This is a genomic window from Streptomyces sp. Ncost-T10-10d, assembly GCF_900091955.1.
Taxonomy (GTDB): Bacteria; Actinomycetota; Actinomycetes; order Streptomycetales; family Streptomycetaceae; genus Streptomyces.
Genome location: NZ_FMDF01000144.1, coordinates 15,574 through 37,176, shown reverse-complemented (window position 1 = coordinate 37,176; position 21,603 = coordinate 15,574). Strand labels below are relative to the sequence as shown.

Below are 21,603 nucleotides of genomic sequence, written 5' to 3'. Positions count from 1 at the left end.
CCGTGGTTGGGCGGCGACGGCGGTTCGACGGCAGGACCCGGGCCGTTCGAGACGGTGGATTACTTGCAGACCGTCCCGGCCGCCGGAACCTTGCCGTCCAGCAGATAGCTGCCCACGGCCTTCTGCACACAGGCATTGCCGCTGTTGTACGCGCCGTGCCCCTGGCCCTCGTACGTCAGCTCCACACCGACGCCCTTGCCCAGCGCGTCGACCATCGCCTTCGCTCCCTTGTACGGGGTCGCCGGGTCGCCGGTGTTGCCGATGACGAGGATGGGGGCGGCACCCGGGGCGCTGACGTCGGGGGTCTCCCAGACGCCCGCCACCGGCCAGCCGGTGCAGGCGAGCAGACCCCAGCCCAGATAGTCACCGAAGACCGGCGAGGCGGACTGGAACTCCGGGAGCTTCGCCATGGCCTGGTCCGCGGTGAACCGCTGCTTGGAGTCGGCGCAGTTGATGGCGGTGTTGGCGGCCATCAGATTGTTGTAGTGACCGTCGGCCTCACGGCCGTTCAGCGAGTCCGCGAGAGCGAGGAGCAGCGCGCCGTTCCCGCCGTCGGCCTCGTCCACTCCCTGCTCCAGCAGTGGCCAGGTCTCCTTGGAGTAGAGGGCGGCCGCGATGCCGGTGATGGCCAGGGACTGCGTCAGCTGCCGGGACCCGAGCCCCGGGATCGGCTTCTTCTCCAGCCGGGCGAGAAGGCCGGAGATCCCCTGCTCGACCTCCTTCCCGGTGGAACCGGGGAGCTTGCAGGCGGCGCCGCGGTCCACGCAGTCCTTGGCGAAGTTGTCCAGCGCGAGCTGGAACCCCTTGGCCTGGCCGAGCGAGGACTGCACGGAGTCCAGGGTCGGGTCGACCACCCCGTCCAGTACCGACCTGCCGACGTTCTTCGGGAACAAGTTGGCGTAGACGCCGCCCAGTTCGGTGCCGTACGAGATGCCGAAGTAGTACAGCTTCTTGTCTCCGAGCACCTGACGCATCAGATCCATGTCGCGGGCGGCGTTGGTGGTGCCGACGTAGGGGAGTTCTTTGCCGGAGTTCTTCTCGCAGGCCGACGCGAACGTCTTGATGTCCTTGACGAAGGCATTCACATCGGCGCTGTTGTCCGGGGTGGCGTCGGTCTCGTAGCGGGCGTCGAGCTGCTGGTCGGTCTCGCACTCCACGCCCGCACTGCGACCGACCCCGCGCGGGTCGAAGCTGACCAGGTCGTAGCGGGTGCGGAGCTTGTCGTAGTCGGTGCCGAAGGCGGGCAGGGTGGCGACACCGGAGGCGCCGGGACCGCCGAAGTTGAAGATGAGGGAGCCGATCCGCTTGTCCGGATTCTTGGCCCTGGCCCGGATGAGTGCCAGCTCGATCGTCTCGCCGCCCGGATTCGCGTAGTCGAGCGGGACCTTCATGAAGGAACACTCCCAGGGGGTGCCGTCGGGCAGGGGCGACGGGGCCTTTCCGCCGCCCTGTGCCGCGGACGGGGCCGGGCAGGGCTTCCACGTCAGCTTCTGGGAGGCGAGCCGGTCGGAGCTGCTCGCCTCGGCGGCATTCGCCGCAACCGGAGAGCGCGGCGGCCCGTCCGGGTCGTCCTTGGTGCCGCTCTCCGAGCAGGCGGTGATGGGCAGGAGCACGGTGACGGCGGCGGCGAGAGCGGCGGCACGCAGGGCGGAGGTCCTCATGGCCCCATCGTGCGGTGGGAACCGGACCCGTGCACGAGGCACCGGTCCAAGCGGGTGGCCGGGGCCCGCTCCGATCGCCCGACCGGCCCTACGCACAGGCACGTGCCACGGCTGAGAAACCGTCAGCTCGCCCCCACGGTCAGAGCTCGCCCTTGCGGGTCAGATGGTTGAAGCAGAGCCAGCCGGGAAGCACCGGCAGCCACAGCGTCAGCAGTCGGTACAGCAGAACGGCCGGTGCCGCGACCTCCTTCGGCAGACCGACCGCGATCAGCCCCAGCGTCAGCGCGCCCTCGACCGCGCCCATTCCGCCCGGTGTGGGCGCCGCCGACCCCAGCGCGTTACCGGCCAGGAAGACCACCGCGATGCTCGCGTAACTGAGATGCGGCACATCCGGGCCGCTGAACGCCCGGACCGACGCGTCCAGACACATCACGAACAGGCCGGTCAGCAGCAGCATTCCGCCGATGCCCGTCAGCAGCTTCTGCGGCCGCTGCACCACATCGAGCATGCGCGGCACGACTCCGGCGAACAGCGACCGCACCCGCGTCACCACGAACTTCCGCAGGAACGGAACCGCCGTCACCACCAGCACCAGCACCGCGACCGTCAGCAGCCCGGCGATCACGGTCCTGGAAGGAGTGAGCGAGGACGGGGTCCTCTCGGTACCGGTCAGATAGCCGAACGCCGCCAGCAGCAGAATGTGGCAGCCGAGACCGAACAGCTGCGAGGCGCCGACACTCGCCACGGCGAGGCCCGGACGCACCCCCGCGCGCTGCAGGAAGCGGGTGTTCAGCGCCACACCGCCGACCGCGGCCGGGGCGACGATCTTCACGAAGGACCCGGCGACCTGCGCCAGCACGGTCTTGCCGAACGGCACCCGCTCCGGCACGAAGCCCAGCAGGCTCATCGCCGCCGCGACATAGCTGAGGGCCGAGAAGCCGACCGCGGCCGCCACCCAGCCCCACTCCGCCTGCTCGACGACCGCACCGAAGTCGGCCTGGGTGACCTGCGAGATGAGGAAGTACGCGGCGATGGCGCCGGCGATGAAGCTGACCAGGGTGCGTGCCTTGATGCGCTCCAGCCGTACCGGTTCGACCGGTGCCTGCGGCCGGATCAGCAGCACCTGCTGCCGCATCTGGGAGAGCAGATCCTCCTCGCGCGCCTCTTCCAGCGCGTCGTCCAGGGCCCGCTTCTCGGCCTGCTTCTGGTTGCGCAGCGACTTGCGGGCGGCCTTGTGGTCCGGTACCGGACCGACGGTGGAGGTCTCCTGAGCCGCCCCGTGTTCGAGCGCCCTGGCATGCTTGGCCGCGTCCGACGCATCGAGCACCGCCTGGCGCTCGCGCTGCGAGCGTTCCCGGGCGAGCCGACGCAGGGTCGCCCGGGTGGAGCGGCTCAGCGCGATCGGCTGGAGCAGCGGCAGACAGTCCGCGACGGCATCGGGGCCTAGCACCTCCAGAGCACCGGCGACGGCCCGCTCGGCGCCCACCCGCAGACCCGTGGTGGTCAGCAGCTGAGCGACATCCATCCGCAGGACCAGATCACCGGCCGCGATCTCGCCGCCGCGCAGATCGGTGACGAACACCTTGCCGGAACGATCGACCAGGATGGCGTCGCCGGTGAGCCTGCGGTGCGCGATCCGCCGCGACTGGAGCGCCTTCACCTGGCGCCAGGCGCCGCGCACCAGGTCGTCGGTGATCTCCGAGTCCTCCAGCGCGTCCAGGGAACGGCCCCCGATGTGCTCGTACACCAGCATCACGGCGTCGGGTCCGAGCTCGGAGGTGGCGATCAGCTTGGGTGCGTTGGCCCCGGCGGCGATCGCCGCGTACGCGAGCAGCGCCTCCTGCTCCAAGGCCTGACGCAGCGACTGGATGGAGCTGCGCTGGGTGATGCCGCGCAGGGTGAGCCTGCGCCATACCCGGTAGAAGAAGCCCTGCGCCTGTTGCTCGCGGTCGACGACCGTCACATCGAGTGGTGGCCCGTCCTCCAGGGTGACCAGGTAGCGGCGCCCGCGGTCGTTCTGATCGCCGGAGTCGGGGGCGTCCTCGGCGCGCATCGCGCTGACCGGGCGGAAGCCGACATGGCGCAGACCGGCCATCAGATGCTGACCGGTCGGCCGTACGTTCGGCGAGCCGACCGCGTACAGCGTGCCGTACGCCACGGTCCAGCCGATCAGCACCGTGAGGATGATCGAGAACGGGGTCGTGTAGCCGCCGACCAGCATGGCGAACGCGTCGAGCAGCAGCACCACCCACAGCACGACCCGCCAGCGTGGCCGTCTCGCCATCCCGACCGCTGTCATATAGGCGATCACGGGGGCGAGATAGCCGTGTACGGGATCGGTGAGCGCGTCACCGGGCTGCGGCTGGGTCAGGGCGTCCTGAATGGTGCCGGGGGCGGATTTGGCCACCCAGAGGTCGGTGGCGAGTGTGACGCCGTGCGCCAGTACGGCGGCGAGCACGCCGTCCGCGATCCGTAGTCCGTCGCGTTTGATCAGCCGCTCGATGGCGAACGCGACCGGAACGAGCAGCACGGCGATGCTGGAGACCAGACCGGCGGTCTTGATCAGGATGTCGGGTGCCTGGCCGGTTCCCTTGTTGATGTCCTGTTCGAGACCGGCGGTCGTGCCGTGGGCGAACGCGGCGACCGAGAGCAGGACGACGATCGCCAGGACCCCGATGAGGAGCCGCATGAGATCGGAGGGGCGGTGCACCCGGGCGGGGAGCAGTGGCTCGTCTCCGGAGACGCGCTCGGCCTGTTCGGCCGCGGCGGACGAGAGCGTCGAGCCGGCCGGGTGCCCGGGGACTTCCCCCTGTTCCGCGCCGGGCTCTTCCTGCTCCGCAGCGGGCTTCTCGGCGGGTCCGTCCGAAGCGTCCGGATACGGCGTGGTGTCAGGGGCGTCCGCCGCCTTCGGTGGCTGCACGCCCTGCTCCTTCGTCGCCTCTGATTGGTCTTCGTGTTCTCGTATCACCGGTCACCGCCCGCACGATGGTGGCACGGCCCGGCGACAGAGGAGGGCATCAGGGTGCACTGCGCGGACACGCGAAGCGCAAGATACGCCCCTTTGCTCCCGCACGCACGCCCCGTGAAAGGGCGCACACGGACCGGGCCGGGCTGTCGGTGGAGTACGGCAGGATGGGCCGGATGAGTCAATACCGGACCAGCGGCGACGGGACGAGCGGCGACCCGACGGTCGACGAGTTGCCGGAGTACGCGGAGCGGGTGCTCGATGTCGCCGAGCTGATTCCGCCCGGCCGTGTCATGACGTACGGAGATGTCGCCGAGTGGCTGGGCGACGGCGGCCCGCGCCAGGTCGGCCGGGTCATGGCGCTGTACGGGGCCGCGGTGCCGTGGTGGCGCGTGGTGCGCGCAGACGGGGCGCTGCTGCCCGGCCACGAACTGCGGGCGCTGGACCACTACCGCGAGGAGAGCACCCCACTGCGCGAGGCGTCGCGCAGCGCGGAGGGCCATCTGCCGCGACTCGACATGAAGCGGGCGCGGTGGGACGGCGTCACCGGCGGTGCGGGCGCGGACGCGGACAGGGACAAAAACGGAGGTGCTCACATCTGACAGCTTCGGCCATTCGGGGGCGCAACGGGCGGCGCCGGGCCCGGCGCGTGATGCGGAACACGAAGCGATGCGCGACGGCACCCGTGACGTGGAACGTGACGAGGCACGCAGCGGACTCGCCCCGGACCGCACCCCCGCTGGCGTAGCGTCGACAGTTCGCGGCACGCACCACACCCTCAGCACCAGCACACCCACCAGGACCGGCGATCCACGTGAGCTCCTCCTCCTTCACCCGGCACAGTCCGTACCGCCAGGCACGGCAGGGGGTCCCCCCACGCCCGCAGGGGCGTAGGGGGAGGACCGCGGGCGCGTACCGACTGGTGCGCACCCCGCCGGGCTCCGTGGATCCCCCTCTCCTGGACGCAGCGCAACGTGCGGTGGTTGATCACCCCGGAGGCCCGCTCCTGGTGCTCGCCGGACCGGGCACCGGCAAGACGACCACGCTCGTCGAGGCGGTCGCCGCACGCGTCGCGCGGGGCGGCGACCCGGCCCGCATCCTGGTCCTCACGTTCAGCCGCAAGGCCGCCGTGGAGCTGCGCGACCGGATGGCCGCCCGGCTCGGTGCCGCCCGCGGTCCGCAGGCCACCACGTTCCATTCCTTCTGTTACGCACTGGTCCGCGCCCATCAGGACGCCGACCTCTTCGCCGAACCGATGCGGCTGCTCTCCGGACCGGAGCAGGACGTCACCGTCCGCGAGCTGCTCGCCGGCCAGCTCGAACTGGAACAGGACGGTTTCGCGCACATCCGCTGGCCGGACGAGCTGCGGGCCTGTCTGACCACGCGCGGTTTCGCCGACGAGGTACGGGCGGTGCTCGCCCGCAGCCGTGAGCTGGGCCTGGGCCCGGACGCGCTGACCGACTTCGCCCGCCGCACCGGCCGCCCGGACTGGGGCGCCGCCGCCGAGTTCCTCGCCGAGTACCTGGACGTGCTGGACGCACAAGGGGTACTGGACTACGCGGAGCTGGTGCACCGGGCCGTGCTGCTCGCGGAGCGTCCCGAGGTGTCGGCGCTGCTGGCCGGGCAGTACGACGCGGTATTCGTGGACGAGTACCAGGACACGGACCCGGCACAGGTTCGGCTGCTGCATGCACTGGCCGGCAACCGGGGGACCGCGCCGGGGGCCGGGGGCGGCCGGGACCTGATCGCCTTCGGTGACCCGGATCAGTCGATCTACGCGTTCCGGGGTGCCGATGTGAACGGCATCCTCGACTTCCCGGAGATGTTCCGGCGGGCGGACGGCGCCCCGGCACCGGTCGGCGTCCTCACGGCCTCGCGCCGATCCGGTGGACAGCTGCTGGCCGCCACCCGGCTGCTCACCCGTCGGATGCCGCTGACCCGGCTGCCCTCGGCGAAGGTCCGTGCCCACCGGGAACTCGCCGCGGTCCGCGAGGGCGGCAGCGTCGAGACGTACACCTACCCGACCGCCTCCGCCGAACTCGACAACATCGCCGATCTGCTGCGCCGGGCACATCTGGAGGACGGCGTCCCATGGAACGAGATGGCGGTGCTCGTACGGGCCGGAGGCCGCACGATCCCCTCGGTGCGCCGGGCCCTGACCTCGGCGGGCGTCCCCGTGGAGGTCGACGGCGACGACCTCCCCCTGCGCCATGAACCGGCGGTGGCTCCGCTCCTGACGGCCCTGCGCGCGGTTGCCGCAGCGGCGCTGCGCCGGGGTGCGCCGGGCGCGGAGGCGGGGGCCCCGGCATCGAAGGGTGCGGAGACTCCCGACTCGGAGGTCCGAGAGGGTGCGGGAGCCCCGGCATCGGAGGGTGCGGGAGCCCCGGCATCGGAGGGTGCGGGAGCCTCGGCCTCGGAGGGTGTGGAGGCCCAGACTCCTCCTGGCCAGGAGCCCGATCAGGCTCCCGGCCAGGACCCCGAAAAGGCTCCCGGCCAGGGCCCCGAAAAGGCTCCCGGCCGGGAACCCGTCCCCGAAGCACCCTCCTGGCTGGACACCGAGACGGCCCTGACCCTCCTCACCTCCCCCCTCGGCTCCATGGACGCGGCCGACCTGCGTCGGCTCGGCCGGGCCCTGCGCGACGAGGAGCGGGCCGCCGGGAATCGCGTACCGGCGCCCTCCGGCGACCTGCTGGCCCGAGCGCTCGTCGAGCCCGAACGGCTCGTTGCGCACGATCCGGCGTACGCACGCGGCGCCCAGCGGCTCGGTGCGCTTCTGCGCAAGGCGCGCGAGCTTCTCGAAGGCGGCGGTACCGCGGAAGAAGCCCTGTGGGAGCTGTGGGCCGGCACCCCGTGGCCGGGGCGCCTGGAGCGTGCCGCGCTGCGCGGTGGTGCGGGCGGCCGCAACGCCGACCGCGACCTCGACGCCGTCTGCGCGCTCTTCGACACCGCGGCCCGTGCCGAGGAACGCACCGGTGGGCGCGGCGCGCTCAACTTCCTGGAGGAGGTCGACGCCCAGGACATCGCCGCCGACACCCTCTCCAGGCGTGCGGTGCGACCCGACGCCGTACGGCTGATGACGGCACACAGGTCCAAGGGCCTGGAATGGCGCCTCGTCGTCGTCGCAGGGGTGCAGGAGGGGCTCTGGCCGGACCTGCGCCGCCGCGGTTCGCTCCTCGAAGCGGACCGGATCGGCCGCGACGGCCTGGCCGAACCGCTCACCCCCGGCGCCCTCCTCGCCGAGGAACGCCGCCTCTTCTACGTCGCCGCGACCCGCGCACGCGAACGGCTCGTCGTCACCGCGGTCAAGGCGCCCGCCGACGACGGCGACCAGCCGTCCCGCTTCCTCACCGAGCTCGGCGTCGAACCGCGCGACGTCACCGGCCGGCCGCGCCGACCCCTCGCCGTCGCCGCGCTCGTCGCCGAACTCCGCGCCACCACCGTCGACCCCGACGCCTCGGACGCCCTGCGCAGGGAGGCCGCCCACCGCCTCGCCCGCCTCGCCGCGCTCACCGACGACGAGGGCCAGCCGCTCGTACCCGCCGCCCATCCCTACCGCTGGTGGGGCCTGTACGAGCCGACCCGCTCCGCCGTCCCGCTCCGCGACCGGGACCAGCCCGTGTCCCTCTCCGGCAGCGCGCTCGACCAGCTCGCCAACACCTGCGCGCTCCAGTGGTTCCTCGGCCGCGAGGTGAAGGCGGACGCCCCGGCGACGGCCGCACAGGGCTTCGGCAACGTCGTCCACGTACTCGCCGACGAGGTGGCCTCCGGGCGCACCCCCGCCGATCTGGCGGTCCTGATGGAGAGGTTGGACTCGGTCTGGGACGGCCTGGTCTTCGACGCCCCCTGGAAATCCCAGCAGGAGAAGGAACAGGCGAGGGCCGCCCTCGAACGCTTCGTGCGCTGGCACGTCATGGACCGCACCGGCCGCACCCCCGCCGCGAGCGAGCACGACTTCGACGTGACGCTGGAGGCGGGGGAGTACGAGGTACGCATCCGGGGCTCCATGGACCGCGTCGAACAGGATGCCGAGGGCCGGGCGTACGTCGTCGACTTCAAGACCGGCAAGCAGTCCCCGACCAAGGACGAGGTCGCTCGCCACCCCCAGCTCGCCGTGTACCAGCTGGCCGTCCGGGAAGGGGCGGTCGACGAGATCTTCGACGGCAGCCGTCCCGTGCCCGGCGGCGCCGAACTCGTACAGCTGCGACAGCCCGCCCCGAAGAAGGAGGGCGGCGACGCCCTTCCCAAGGTGCAGGCCCAGGAACCGCTCTCCGGCGAGTGGGTCTCCGACCTGCTGGCCACGGCCGCCGGCCGGGTCCTGGACGAACGGTTCACGCCCACGACCGGTCAGCACTGCACGCACTGCACCTTCCGTGCCTCGTGCAGCGCACAGCCGGAGGGCCGTCACATCCTGGAGTGAGACCCTTCCGTCCGCTCGGTCAGGGCCTGAGGGCCACCACGACGTGGACGGCACTCGCGACGGCCGCCGCCTCACCGTAGGCGGGGCAGTCGTCCTCGACATCGAGAAATACGTCATACAGCCGGGCCGGATGTGCCTTGGCCCCATCGGTGCGCCGGTGCGGGCCGAGGACGTCAGGACCGGATGCCGCGAGTGCTCATCAGGCCTTCCTCGCAAAGGAGTTGAGGCGGTCAGCGCTCAAGGCGGTCCGAACCCGGAGCACCGGGCGATCCCGTTGCGGGCCGCCGGTCGGGCCTGCTGCCGGCCACCGGCCCGCCCGGACCGTCCTGCGGCCCCGGCACGTTGTCAGTGCGCGCGGTTAGCCTCTGTCGGGTGTCCTCACGCATCACCGATCCCGAGCAGCTGAAGGAGCTTCTCGGGATCCCGTTCACCCCGGAGCAGACGGCCTGCATCACAGCGCCGCCCGCCCCGCAGGTGATCGTGGCCGGAGCCGGGTCGGGAAAGACCACGGTGATGGCGGCGCGCGTGGTGTGGCTGGTGGGTACCGGCCAGGTCGCCCCGGAACAGGTCCTCGGACTCACCTTCACCAACAAGGCGGCGGGCGAGCTCGCCGAGCGCGTCCGCAAGGCCCTGATCGCGGCCGGGGTCACCGATCCGGACGCCTTCGATCCGGACAACCCCCCCGGCGAGCCCAGCATCTCCACGTACCACGCGTTCGCCGGCCGGCTCCTCACCGAGCACGGGCTGCGCATCGGCCTCGAACCCACCACCCGCCTCCTCGCCGACGCCACCCGCTACCAGCTGGCCGCCCGCGTACTGCGCGAGGCGCCCGGCCCCTACCCGGCCCTGACGAGGTCGTTCCCCACGCTGGTCAGCGATCTGCTGGCCCTCGACGCCGAGCTGGCCGAGCATCTCGTACGCCCCGAACAGCTCGCGGAGTACGACACCGACCTGCTCCGTACGCTGGAAACGGCCCGGCTGACCAATGCCGAGCTGCGCAGGATTCCCGAGGCCGCCCAGGCCCGTCGTGAGCTGCTGCAGCTGACCCGCCGCTACCGCGAGGCCAAGAAGAGCCGCGACGTCCTCGACTTCGGCGATCAGATCGCCCTCTCCGCCGAGCTGGCCCTCACCCGCCCCGAGGTCGGCGCGATCCTGCGCGACGAATTCCGCGTCGTACTGCTCGACGAGTACCAGGACACGTCCGTCGCCCAGCGCCTGCTGCTCTCCGCCCTCTTCGGCAGGGGCCCCGAGGCCAGGATCACGGAGGCGGAGAGCGGGGCGGAGTCCGGCGCGACCACCGGGGCGGTGGCCACCGGTCATGCCGTCACCGCCGTCGGTGACCCCTGCCAGGCGATCTACGGCTGGCGCGGCGCCTCCGTGGCCAACCTCGACGACTTCCCGCTCCACTTCCCGCACGCCGACGGCACCCCCGCCACCCGCTACTCCCTCAGTGAGAACCGCCGCAGCGGCGGCCGCCTCCTCCACCTCGCCAACGGCCTCGCCGCACCCCTGCGCGCCATGCACGAAGGCGTCGAGGCACTGCGCCCCGCTCCGGGCGCCGAGCGCGACGGCACCGTCCGCTGCGCCCTGCTGCGTACCCACACCGAAGAGATCGACTGGCTCGCCGACTCGATCGCCCACCTCGTGAGGACCGGAAAGGCGCCCGGCGAGATCGCCGTGCTGTGCCGCACCGCGGGCGACTTCCCGGAGATCCAGGCCGCGCTGGTGGCCCGCGACATCCCGGTCGAGGTCGTCGGCCTGTCCGGGCTGCTGCACCTGCCCGAGGTCGCCGACCTCGTGGCAGTGTGCGAGGTCCTCCAGGACCCCGGCGCCAACGCCTCCCTGGTCCGGCTGCTCACCGGCCCCCGCTGGCGGATCGGCCCCCGCGACCTGGCACTCCTCGGCCGTCGTGCCCGCCTCCTCGTCCACCGCGCCGCCCATGGCGGCGAGGACGACTTCGACCCCGACCGCCGCCTCGCCGAGGCCGTCGAAGGCATCGACCCGGCCGAAGTGATCTCGCTCGCCGACGCCCTGGACACCTTCCTCGAATCGGGCGGAGGAGAGGACGACGGACTTCCGTTCTCCACCGAGGCGCGCATCCGTTTCGCCCGCCTGGCCGCCGAACTGCGCGACCTGCGCCGCTCGCTGGCCGACCCCTTGATGGACGTGCTGCACCGCGTCCTCGCCACCACCGGCCTGGAGGTCGAGCTCTCCGCGTCGCCGCACGCCCTGGCCGCCCGCCGCCGCGAGACCCTCGCCAACTTCCTCGACGTCGCGGCCCGCTTCGCAGCCGTCGACGGCGAGGCCACCCTCCTTGCCTTCCTGGGCTTCCTGCGCACGGCAGTCCAGTACGAGAAGGGCCTGGACAACGCACTGCCCGGCGGCGAGAACACCGTCAAGGTCCTCACCGCCCACAAGTCCAAGGGCCTGGAGTGGGACGTCGTCGCGGTGCCCGGCCTGGTCACCGGACAGTTCCCCAGCAGCCAGTCACGCGACGCCTGGACCTCCCAGCCCAAGGTCCTCCCGCACGCCCTGCGCGGGGACACGGCCACCCTCCCCGTCATCCATTCCTGGGACGCCAAGGGGCTCAAGGGCTTCAAGGAGGAGATGAAGGAGCACCAGCACACCGAGGAGCTCCGCCTGGGATACGTCACCTTCACCAGGCCCCGCACCCTGCTGCTCGGCTCCGGCCACTGGTGGGGCCCGACCCAGAAGAAGCCGCGCGGCCCGTCCGACTTCCTGCATGCGCTGTACGAGCACTGCGCGGCCGGCCACGGCGAGATCGAGGCCTGGGCGGACGAACCGGCCGAGGACGAGGAGAACCCCGCCCTCGCCGAGAAGGAGGCCGACCGGGCGTGGCCGCTCCCCCTGGACGACACCGCCCTGACCCGCCGCCGGGCCGCCGCGGACACGGTGATGGCACATCTGGAGGCCCTGGCCGCGGCGGGGGGCGTTCCGGATGTGCACGACGATCCGGATCCGCACGACGATCCGTACGACGCCCCTTACGACGACGACCCGTTCCCCGGCAGCGAGGCGTACCCCGACGAGGCCGCCGACTGGGACGCCCTGTCGATGGAGCCCCCGCCGGCGGCTCCCACGCCACACGTCCCGGCTCCCACGCCGCATGCCTCCGCTCCCATGCCGCACGTCCCGGCGGCCCGCACGCCGGAGCCCGCCGGGGAGCAGCGGCTCACCCCCGAGGAATCCCGCACACTCGCTTCCTGGGACCGCGACCTCGACGCCCTCACCGGCGAACTGCGCCGCGCCCGCGCCACCGTGCGCGACGTCCTCGTACCCGCCTCGCTCTCCGCCACCCAGCTGCTGCGTCTCGCCGACGACCCCGACGGCTTCGCCCAGGAACTGGCCCGCCCCATGCCGCGGCCCCCGCAGCCCGCGGCCCGCCGGGGTACCCGTTTCCACGCCTGGGTGGAGTCCCGCTTCGAGGAACTGCCGCTGCCCATGCTCGGGCCGGACGAGCTGCCCGGCGGCGACGAGAGCGACGCCGAGATCGCCGACGAGCGCGACCTCGCCGCACTCAAGGAGGCCTTCGAGCGCACCCCGTACGCCCGCCGTACGCCGTACCGGGTGGAGACCCCGTTCCAGATCACTCTGGCGGGCCGGGTGATCCGGGGCCGTATCGACGCGGTGTACCGCACCGGGGACACGTACGAGATCGTCGACTGGAAGACCACCCGCACCAACACCGCCGACCCCCTCCAGCTCGCGGTCTACCGTCTGGCCTGGGCCGAGCTGCACGATCTGCCGCTCACCGACGTCACCGCCACGTTCCTGTACGTACGCAGCGGAGAGACCGTCCGCCCCACCCGCCTCCCGGGCCGGGCGGAGCTGGAGCGGCTCCTGCTGGACGAGCCACCTCCCACGGGGCTAGTGCCTCGCCCACGTGGGGTTTGCCCCGTCGCGCCGCCCACGCACGCACGCTCGCCGCGTTGCCGGAGTGCGCAAGCAGCTCCTTCCCCAAGCTCTCAGCTTCGTTCGAGCAGGGGAGACCCCATCCGAGGGCACTCCGGCGCCTTGCGATCGCACGCACCGGACGACGCTCCTCGGCGGGCAAACCCCACTGGGCGAGGCACTAGGCTCAAGGCCATGAGCGACACCCCGGACAGCGCCGTCCGTACGTACACCGAACAGCACCGCACAGCCTTCCTCGACGACCTCGCCGACTGGCTGCGCATCCCGTCCGTGTCCGCCCAGCCGGTCCACGACGGGGACGTACGACGCAGTGCCGAGTGGCTGTCCGCCAAGCTCGTGGAGACCGGCTTCCCGGTCGCCGAGATCTGGGAGACGCCCGGTGCTCCCGCGGTCTTCGCCGAGTGGCCGTCCGACGACCCGGACGCCCCGACCGTCCTCGTCTACGGGCACCACGACGTGCAGCCCGCCGCCCGCGAGGACGGCTGGGACACCGACCCGTTCGAGCCGGTGATCCGCGACGGCCGCATGTACGGGCGGGGCGCCGCCGACGACAAGGGGCAGGTGTTCTTCCACACCCTCGGCGTCCGGGCCCACCTCGCCACCACCGGCCGTACCACCCCGGCCGTCAACCTCAAGCTGCTGATCGAGGGCGAGGAGGAGTCCGGTTCACCGAACTTCCGCGCCCTGGTCGAGGAGCGGGCCGCCCGGCTCACCGCAGACGCCGTGATCGTCTCCGACACCGGCATGTGGGACGAGACGACCCCTACGGTCTGCACCGGTATGCGAGGCCTCGCCGAGTGCGAGATCGAGCTGTACGGCCCCGAGCAGGACATCCACTCCGGCTCGTTCGGCGGCGCGGTCCCCAACCCGGCGACCGCCGTGGCCCGGCTCGTCGCCGCACTGCACGATGTGGACGGACGGGTCGCGATCCCCGGTTTCTACGACGGGGTGACGGAACTCACCGACACCGAGCGCGCGCTCTTCGCCGAGCTGCCCTTCGACGAGGCCACCTGGCTGCGTACCGCCAAGTCACGAGCGGCGTCGGGCGAGGCCGGCCACTCCACGCTGGAACGCATCTGGGCCCGCCCCACCGCTGAGGTCAACGGCATCGGCGGCGGCTACCAGGGCGCGGGAAGCAAGACGATCATTCCGTCCTCCGCCCTGGTGAAGATCAGCTTCCGGCTGGTCGCGGGCCAGGACCCCGACCACATCCAACAGGTGGTCAGGGCCTGGGCCGAGGCACAGGTCCCGGCCGGTGTCCGCCACCGGATCACCTTCGCCCCCGCCACCCGCCCCTGCCTGACCCCGCTGGACCACCCCGCTCTGCAGGCCGTGGCCCGCGCCATGGGACGGGCTTTCGGCCAGAAGATCCTCTTCACCCGGGAAGGAGGCTCGGGACCCGCCGCCGACCTGCAGGACGTCCTCGGCGCACCCGTCCTCTTCCTGGGCATCTCCGTACCGTCCGACGGTTGGCACGCCCCCAACGAGAAGGTCGAACTCGACCTGCTGCTCAAGGGCGTGGAGACAGCCGCCCACCTCTGGGGCGAGCTGGCCGCCGCACTCCGCTGAATCCTCTGAACACCCGAACCGTCCCGGGGGAGTAGGAAGCACCTGTGAGCACCTTCGACAACGCCACCGCAGACCGGCCCATCGGTCTCACGGCGCCCAGCGGCATCGACCGCGCGGCGCACCACCGCCTCGACGAGGCCTGGCTGTCCGCCGCGTGGAGCCACCCGACCACCCGTGTGTTCGTCGTCTCCGGCGGGCAGGTGCTGATCGACGACACGGCCGACGGCGGTACGGAGATCGTCATGACCCCGGCGTTCGAGGCCCCGGTCACCGAGACCCACCGCTACTTCCTCGGCACCGACGAGGACGGCGTCAGCTACTTCGCGCTCCAGAAGGACTCCCTGCCCGGCCGCATGGACCAGCCGGCCCGCCCGGCCGGCCTGCGCGAGGCCGGACTGCTGCTCGGCCCCCGCGACGCGGGCCTGATGGTGCACGCGGTGGCCCTGGAGAACTGGCAGCGCCTGCACCGCTTCTGCTCGCGTTGCGGCGAGCGCACGGTCATCGCGGCAGCCGGCCACATCCGCCGCTGCCCGGCCTGCGGCGCCGAGCACTACCCCCGCACCGACCCCGCGGTCATCATGCTGGTGACGGACGACCAGGACCGCGCCCTGCTGGGCCGCCAGGTGCACTGGCCCGAAGGCCGCTTCTCGACGCTCGCGGGCTTCGTCGAGCCGGGGGAGTCGATCGAGCAGTCCGTGGCCCGCGAGGTGTTCGAGGAGGTGGGCGTCACGGTCGGCGAGGTCGAGTACATCGCCAGCCAGCCCTGGCCGTTCCCGTCCAGCCTGATGCTGGGCTTCATGGCACGGGCGACCTCGTCGGAGATCGACGTGGACGGTGAGGAGATCGAGGAGGCCCGCTGGTTCTCCCGCGAGGACCTGACGGCGGCCTTCGAGTCGGGCGAGATCATGCCCCCGTTCGGCATCTCGATCGCGGCCCGTCTGATCGAACTCTGGTACGGCAAGCCGCTCCCGAGACCGGGAACCGTCGGCTGACGCACGGCGGACGGGCTGCCGCGCCCCCGGACGCGTACAGGAACGCCCCCTCCGGTGTTCGACCGGAGGGGGCGTGACTGTGCTGCGGGAGCGACGGGATCAGGCGGCGAGCGCCTGCTTCACCTGGGCCAGGGACGGGTTCGTCATGACGGCCTCGACACCCGTGGAGCCGACCACCAGGACGGTGGGAACGGTCTGATTGCCCCCGTTGGCCTTCTCGACGAAGGCCGCGGAGTCCGGGTCCTGCTCGATGTTGATCTCGTTGTACGCGATGCCTTCACGGTCCATCTGGCTCTTGAGCCGACGGCAGTAGCCGCACCACGTGGTGCTGTACATCGTCACAGTGCCCGACATGTCTTCGCGCTCCTCTGTCTCGTCAGTCTTGTCAGACTCTTCTGTCTCATCCGTCTCATCCGGCACGCGGAGAAGCTGGAAAGTGCGTCGCCGCACGGAAAGGGAACGTACGCGAGCTGATCACCATTCCCGCCGCCACCCCCGCATTAGTACGACAGATGCGGCCCCCCTGTGGACAACCTCCGCGCCCGCCTCTTCCGACCTGGCAGCATGGCGGGGTGACAGCAGCAACGCATTCCTCCCTTTTCCCACAGGCTCCCGAGTCGGCCGACGCCGTGCTCGACGGCCTGGATCCCGAGCAGCGCGAGGTCGCCATGGCCCTGCACGGCCCGGTGTGTGTGCTGGCCGGAGCCGGTACGGGCAAGACGCGTGCGATCACACATCGCATCGCCTACGGGGTGCGCGCGGGGATACTCCAGCCGGCCAGTGTGCTTGCCGTCACGTTCACCAACCGGGCCGCGGGCGAGATGCGGGGACGGCTGCGCCAGCTCGGCGCGGGCGGGGTGCAGGCGCGGACGTTCCACTCCGCCGCCCTGCGCCAGCTCCAGTACTTCTGGCCGAAAGCGGTCGGCGGTGACCTGCCCCGGCTGCTGGAGCGCAAGGTCCAGTTGGTCTCCGAGGCCGCGGCCCGCTGCCGCATCCGGCTCGACCGCAACGAGCTGCGCGACGTCACCAGCGAGATCGAATGGTCCAAGGTCACCCAGACCGTGCCCGCCGACTATCCGGCCGTGGTCGCCAAGACCCAACGGGACGCCCCGCGCGATCCGGCCGAGATCTCCCAGATCTATGCGATGTACGAGCAGCTGAAGCGCGACCGTTCGGTGATCGACTTCGAGGATGTGCTGCTTCTCACCGTCGCCATCCTTCAGGACCGTCACGACATCGCCGACCACGTCCGCCGCCAGTACCAGCACTTCGTCGTCGACGAGTACCAGGACGTCAGCCCGCTCCAGCAGCGGCTGCTCGACCTCTGGCTCGGCGACAGGGACACCCTGTGCGTCGTCGGTGACGCCAGCCAGACGATCTACTCCTTCACCGGAGCCACCCCCGACCACCTGCTGAACTTCCGCACCCGCCACCCCAACGCGACAGTGGTCAAGCTGGTCCGGGACTACCGTTCCACCCCCCAGGTCGTCCATCTGGCCAACGGGCTGCTCGGCCAGGCCCGCGGCCGCGCCGCCGAGCACCGACTCGAACTGGTCTCGCAGCGCGAGCCCGGCCCCGATCCCGTCCATGCGGAGTACGCGGACGAGCCTGCGGAGGCCGAAGGCACCGCTCGCCGCATCCGCGATCTGATCGCCGCGGGCGTCCCGGCCGGCGAGATCGCCGTGCTCTACCGGGTCAACTCCCAGTCCGAGGTCTACGAGCAGGCCCTGGCCGACGCGGGCGTGCCGTACCAGCTGCGGGGCGCGGAGCGCTTCTTCGAACGCGCGGAGGTAAGGGAGGCGGGCATCGCCCTGCGCGGCGCTGCCCGCGCGGGGGGCAACGACTCCCTGCTCGACGACGCGGAGGGGCTGCCGGCGGAGGTGCGCGCGGTGCTCTCCACCAAGGGGTGGACCACGGAACCGCCCGCAGGCTCAGGCGCGGTGCGCGACCGCTGGGAGTCCCTGGCCGCACTGGTCCGGCTCGCCGAGGATTTCGAGCAGGCCAAGCCGGGGGCGACGCTCTCCGATCTGGTGGCGGAGCTCGACGAGCGCGCAGCCGCTCAGCACGCCCCCACGGTCCAGGGAGTCACACTCGCCTCGCTGCACTCGGCGAAGGGCCTGGAGTGGGACGCCGTGTTCCTGGTCGGGCTGAACGAGGGCATGATGCCGATCACCTACGCCAAGACCGACGAGCAGATCGAGGAGGAGCGTCGGCTGCTGTACGTCGGCGTCACCCGGGCGCGCTTCCATCTCTCGTTGTCATGGTCGCTCTCCCGCTCGCCCGGCGGCCGCGCCGGACGGCGCCCGAGCCGGTTCCTGAACGGACTGCGCCCCGGCTCGGTGGCCCTCGGCACGCGCGGCGCGGCCGGAGGCGGCGGGATCGAACGGGGCCCCGGGCCGGTCGCCAAACGTGGCCGCCGCGGCCCTGCCCGGTGCCGGGTCTGCGGCAAGACCCTCACCGATGCGGGCGAGATGAAGCTGATGCGCTGCGACGACTGCCCCTCAGACATGGACGAGGCGTTGTACGAGCGGCTCCGCGACTGGCGGGCGGTCCGGGCGAAGGAGATCGGCCAGCCCGCGTTCTGCGTGTTCACGGACAAGACGCTGATGGCGATCGCCGAGGCGGTGCCGGGCAGCGCGGGCGAACTGGCCGGGATCTCCGGGGTCGGCGCGCGGAAGCTGGACCGGTTCGGGACCGCGGTCCTTGCCATTTGCGCAGGTGAGACGCCAGAAGAAGGTCTTGGGGACGCCGTTGACGAGGTGTGAGAAAAACTCGTCGAAAAAATAGTTTGCGCCCGCCCCAGTCATCACCATAGGTTCTTAACCACGGGAACAGCGGCTTCTCTGAAGCCCGGGTCCTGTGCTGTACTTATCCGAATACGCAGGACCGGCCCGCCGGTCCCCCCGAGACGCCGAGAGGAGGCGATTGAAGTGATCAGCATCATCGAGACCAACAAAATGACCGATCTCTCGGTCGTCTCCGCCTGCTCGCTCGGCCTCGCCTGCTCTTCGGAGTTCTCGCTGCGTGGCACCGGTCTGTCCGGCATTTCCGCCGTCAGCCCGCTGTCCCTGTCGAACCTCCCCGTGCGGGAGCGCAATGAGCGACCGACCCAGGCACCGGCAGCAGCAGTAGCGAAGGGACAGGCCCAGGCCTATGCCTTTGCGGCCGTCGGTGCAGGAGCGGAATCCGGCGCCAAGAAGCAGACGATGCACCACACGATGTGGGCCTTCCGTGGGCCTGAACCCTGGAGTGATCCAGCCTGATTCAGAATCAGGCCGGCGCCTTCAGGGCCGCGGAACCCCACTCGGGATCCGCGGCCCTTTTGTTTTGTCCAAACGGACGAGACAGCGCGAAGGAGCCTCGGGACATGCAACACCCGGTACCAGCCGCCCCCCGGCCAACAGGTCGGAACGACCAGACGAGGACACCACCCACCGTGCAACTCGAAGCGCACGCCCCGTCCGTACCGCCTTCCGAAATGATCCCGCCGCCCGGCCTCACGGAGGACTCCACCTTGATCCCCCTCACCGCGCTGACCGCGCTCGACGACGCCATCGAGAACCTCGGCGTGCCCGTCCCCTGCCGCTCCTACGACCCGGAGGTCTTCTTCGCCGAGTCGCCGGCCGACGTCGAGTACGCCAAGTCCCTCTGCCGCACCTGCCCGCTCGTCGAGGCCTGCCTCGCCGGCGCCAAGGAGCGTCGCGAGCCGTGGGGCGTCTGGGGTGGCGAGCTCTTCATCCAGGGCGTTGTCGTTGCTCGCAAGCGGCCGCGTGGCCGTCCGCGCAAGAACCCGGTCGCGGCGTGACCGCCGGACTGGGGGTCACGGCCCCCAAGCCCATGAAGCGCATCGGAACCATCGACCGCCCCCACACCCACGATCCCCGAAATCAGGCACCAATGTCCGTCCCCACGAATGAGCCCGTCGGCTCCGCAACACCGAACGTCACGATCATCGGCGCGAACGACTCGCGTCAGAACAGGACCCGCGAGATGCAACTCATCCCAGAAGCCCTGGCTCGTGCTCATATGCACGACCGCCTGAGGGAAGCCGACGCGCAACGCCAGGCCGTGCGCCTGGTCGCCGCGCGCCGGATGCAGCGCCGGGCCGAGCGCGCCTCGATGCGCGCCCGCCGTGCGCTGGCCATGGCAGTCATGCACTAGTCAGGCCGAACACCAGCAGCACCCGCTGCCGGGCAGCCGCTCTGCCCAGCAGCAATCAGTACCCATAGTCAGTACCCCTTCCGCGGGGCCGGTCCGAACGGGCCGGCCCCGCGGTCGTGCTGTGCGGTCGTGCTGTGTGGTGCCGCGCGGCACAGCGGAGACGGAGTTATCGTCACGAGGTGGACGAGGCTCATCACCGGATTCAGCAACCCGCGCAGAGGGACGCCGACGTGGTCGTCTGTGCCCTGTGCGGTACCTCCGCCGACAGCGAGAGTGCACCGCCGACCTGGATCTGCTCCGTGGAGAACAGAAAACACCAGTACTTCTGCGAAGAGTGCGCCCGCACTCATATCAGAGCGATCGAGAGCCGCCTCGACTCTGCCTGGTGGTGACGCCCTCGGTGGTGGCCGCCCGGGCCTGATCGTCCGAGGCGTGACGGCTCGGGGCGCGACGCTCCGGGGCGTGAGCGCAACCCGAGCCCGGTCCGGGGGCTCGAAGTCTTCCGCTAGGCACCGGCGGGCGCGTCGCCCGCCAACTCCTCTACCACGGACTCCTGCTCATTCTCCATCAGGAAGCCCGGCACCCAGGACTCCAGCTCGTCACGCAGCCGTACCGCCGCACCCAGCTGGCACAGCACCCCGATCGTGCTCAGCGTCACCCGGTGTATCAGCAGATAGGCGGGCGGCAGATTCAGCTGCTTGCCGAGCTGATGAGCGGGGGAGCGGGGATCCGCAATCCGGGCCGCCTGATTGCGCATCCAGCTCCGGGTGAAGGTGAACTCCTCCACCTGCGCCGGCTCGATGATCGGGAGAAGATAGTCGAGCACCGCAACCGGGTCGAGGTCGATCGAGTCCTTGACGAACCCCTCCTCGCGCAACAGTTCGTACACCGCATCCGCATCACCCGACAGCGTCAGCCGCAAGGAGTCCCCGATCGGCCGCGGCAGACCGCCCGGCAGCCGGTCAACCGTGCCGAAGTCCAGCACTCCGAGCCGCCATTGCCCGGCCTCATCGGCATCGTCCTCCGGGGGCAGCAGCCGGAAGTTGCCCGGATGGGGGTCCGCGTGCAGCAGCCCGGTGCGCGCGGGGCCCGAGAAGAGAATGCGCGCCAACAACTGGCCGGCCCGGTCCCGCTGCTCCGGTGTGCCCTCCGCGATCACATCGGCCAGCGGAACACCGTCCACCCACTCCGTCACCAGCACCTGGTCGGACTGATGCACCACACCGGGGATCACCACATCCGGGTCGGCCGCGAACTCCTCGGCGTGTGCCCGCTGCGATCGTGCTTCCTGCTCGTAGTCGAGCTCCTCCGAGACCCGGTTACGCAGCTCTGTGATGAGCGGCTTGATGTCCATTCCGGGGATCAACGGACCGAGCAGCCGAGCGAACCTGCTGAGTTGGGTCAGATCCGAGAGCAGCGCCTCTCCGGCGCCCGGATACTGCACCTTCACCGCGACTTCCCGCCCGTCGTGCCACACCGCCCGGTGCACCTGACCGATCGATGCGGCGGCCGATGGCTTGTCCTCGAATTCGAGGAACAGCTCCTGCCAGTCCGCGCCGAGCCGCTCCTCCAGTACCGCGTGCACGGTGCCGCTGGGCATGGGAGGTGCGGCTTCCTGCAGTTTGGTGAGCGCCGCCCTGTACGGTCCGGCGACCTCCTCGGGCAGCGCCGACTCGAAGACGGACAGGGCCTGCCCCAGCTTCATCGCCCCGCCCTTCAACTCGCCCAGAACCTTGAAGAGCTGATCCGCGGTGCGCTGCTGCACCTCCCGGGCGACCAACTCCGCCGACTTCCCGCCGATCCGCTTGCCCAGACCCCACGTGGCGCGACCGGCGAAGCCCAGTGGCAGGGCGGCCAACTTGGCGGTACGGGTGACCGCTTTCCGGGGAAGATCAGACATGAGCC

At 71.2% G+C, this 21,603-nt stretch carries 12 protein-coding genes and 1 pseudogene; 9 read left to right on the top strand and 4 right to left on the bottom strand.

What is annotated here, in order from left to right; translation table 11 throughout:
• Positions 1-59: 59 nt before the first annotated feature.
• Entirely contained in the window at positions 60-1,661 is a 1,602-nt protein-coding gene (locus tag GA0115254_RS24730; protein ID WP_093897481.1) for an alpha/beta hydrolase, read from the bottom strand.
• Between the two features lie 139 nt (positions 1,662-1,800).
• Positions 1,801-4,581 carry a lysylphosphatidylglycerol synthase transmembrane domain-containing protein gene (locus tag GA0115254_RS24725; RefSeq protein WP_093897480.1) on the bottom strand — a complete coding sequence of 927 codons (2,781 nt, stop codon included), beginning with the start codon at positions 4,579-4,581 and terminating at the stop codon, positions 1,801-1,803.
• Between the two features lie 221 nt (positions 4,582-4,802).
• On the opposite strand from GA0115254_RS24725, the gene GA0115254_RS24720 reads away from it, so the two are divergent.
• The 5 genes and pseudogenes from GA0115254_RS24720 (at position 4,803) to nudC (ending at position 15,537) form a co-directional block, all read left to right on the top strand.
• Positions 4,803-5,228 carry an MGMT family protein gene (locus GA0115254_RS24720; RefSeq protein WP_305137675.1) on the top strand — a complete coding sequence of 142 codons (426 nt, stop codon included), beginning with the start codon at positions 4,803-4,805 and terminating at the stop codon, positions 5,226-5,228.
• A gap of 212 nt (positions 5,229-5,440) precedes the next feature.
• Positions 5,441-9,043, top strand: a complete 3,603-nt coding sequence (locus GA0115254_RS24715) for an ATP-dependent helicase (protein ID WP_093897478.1) — start codon at positions 5,441-5,443, stop codon at positions 9,041-9,043.
• 372 nt (positions 9,044-9,415) lie between these two features.
• Positions 9,416-12,931 (top strand): annotated as a pseudogene (locus GA0115254_RS24710) (UvrD-helicase domain-containing protein); the annotation flags it as partial.
• Positions 12,932-13,150: 219 nt separating this feature from the next.
• A complete protein-coding gene (locus tag GA0115254_RS46420; RefSeq protein ID WP_256102757.1) occupies positions 13,151-14,545 on the top strand; it encodes a dipeptidase in 1,395 nt (464 codons plus the stop codon).
• Between the two features lie 44 nt (positions 14,546-14,589).
• On the top strand, positions 14,590-15,537 hold the full coding sequence (gene nudC / locus GA0115254_RS24705) for an NAD(+) diphosphatase (RefSeq protein WP_093897476.1): 948 nt from the start codon (positions 14,590-14,592) through the stop codon (positions 15,535-15,537).
• A gap of 99 nt (positions 15,538-15,636) precedes the next feature.
• Here nudC and GA0115254_RS24700 read toward each other — a convergent pair whose 3' ends face one another.
• Positions 15,637-15,891: a mycoredoxin gene (locus tag GA0115254_RS24700; protein WP_093897475.1), complete on the bottom strand. Its 255-nt coding sequence runs from the start codon at positions 15,889-15,891 to the stop codon at positions 15,637-15,639.
• A gap of 158 nt (positions 15,892-16,049) precedes the next feature.
• Between GA0115254_RS24700 and GA0115254_RS24695 the strand changes: the two genes are divergently transcribed.
• From GA0115254_RS24695 to GA0115254_RS24680, 4 genes are all read left to right on the top strand, one after another.
• Positions 16,050-18,302: an ATP-dependent DNA helicase UvrD2 gene (locus GA0115254_RS24695; protein ID WP_256102755.1), complete on the top strand. Its 2,253-nt coding sequence runs from the start codon at positions 16,050-16,052 to the stop codon at positions 18,300-18,302.
• A 165-nt stretch (positions 18,303-18,467) separates the two neighbouring features.
• Positions 18,468-18,800, top strand: a complete 333-nt coding sequence (locus GA0115254_RS24690; RefSeq protein WP_093897473.1) for a hypothetical protein — start codon at positions 18,468-18,470, stop codon at positions 18,798-18,800.
• A gap of 173 nt (positions 18,801-18,973) precedes the next feature.
• A complete protein-coding gene (locus GA0115254_RS24685) occupies positions 18,974-19,342 on the top strand; it encodes a WhiB family transcriptional regulator (RefSeq protein WP_093897472.1) in 369 nt (122 codons plus the stop codon).
• Between the two features lie 32 nt (positions 19,343-19,374).
• Positions 19,375-19,698: a hypothetical protein gene (locus GA0115254_RS24680; RefSeq protein WP_093897531.1), complete on the top strand. Its 324-nt coding sequence runs from the start codon at positions 19,375-19,377 to the stop codon at positions 19,696-19,698.
• A 505-nt stretch (positions 19,699-20,203) separates the two neighbouring features.
• Here the strand turns inward: GA0115254_RS24680 and GA0115254_RS24670 are convergent.
• The gene (locus GA0115254_RS24670) at positions 20,204-21,598 is read right to left on the bottom strand and encodes an ABC1 kinase family protein (RefSeq protein ID WP_093897470.1); all 1,395 of its coding nucleotides are present in this window, start codon (positions 21,596-21,598) and stop codon (positions 20,204-20,206) included.
• Between the last annotated feature and the right edge of the window lie 5 nt (positions 21,599-21,603).

Excerpts from the sequence above, each read along its gene's own strand:
- GA0115254_RS46420 (WP_256102757.1), top strand. The coding sequence starts at position 13,151 with ATGAGCGACACCCCGGACAGCGCCGTCCGTACGTACACCGAACAGCAC.
- GA0115254_RS24700 (WP_093897475.1), bottom strand. The coding sequence starts at position 15,891 with ATGTCGGGCACTGTGACGATGTACAGCACCACGTGGTGCGGCTACTGC.
- GA0115254_RS24730 (WP_093897481.1), bottom strand. The coding sequence starts at position 1,661 with ATGAGGACCTCCGCCCTGCGTGCCGCCGCTCTCGCCGCCGCCGTCACC.
- GA0115254_RS24670 (WP_093897470.1), bottom strand. The coding sequence starts at position 21,598 with ATGTCTGATCTTCCCCGGAAAGCGGTCACCCGTACCGCCAAGTTGGCC.
- GA0115254_RS24695 (WP_256102755.1), top strand. The coding sequence starts at position 16,050 with ATGCGGCCCCCCTGTGGACAACCTCCGCGCCCGCCTCTTCCGACCTGG.
- GA0115254_RS24720 (WP_305137675.1), top strand. The coding sequence starts at position 4,803 with ATGAGTCAATACCGGACCAGCGGCGACGGGACGAGCGGCGACCCGACG.
- GA0115254_RS24680 (WP_093897531.1), top strand. The coding sequence starts at position 19,375 with ATGAAGCGCATCGGAACCATCGACCGCCCCCACACCCACGATCCCCGA.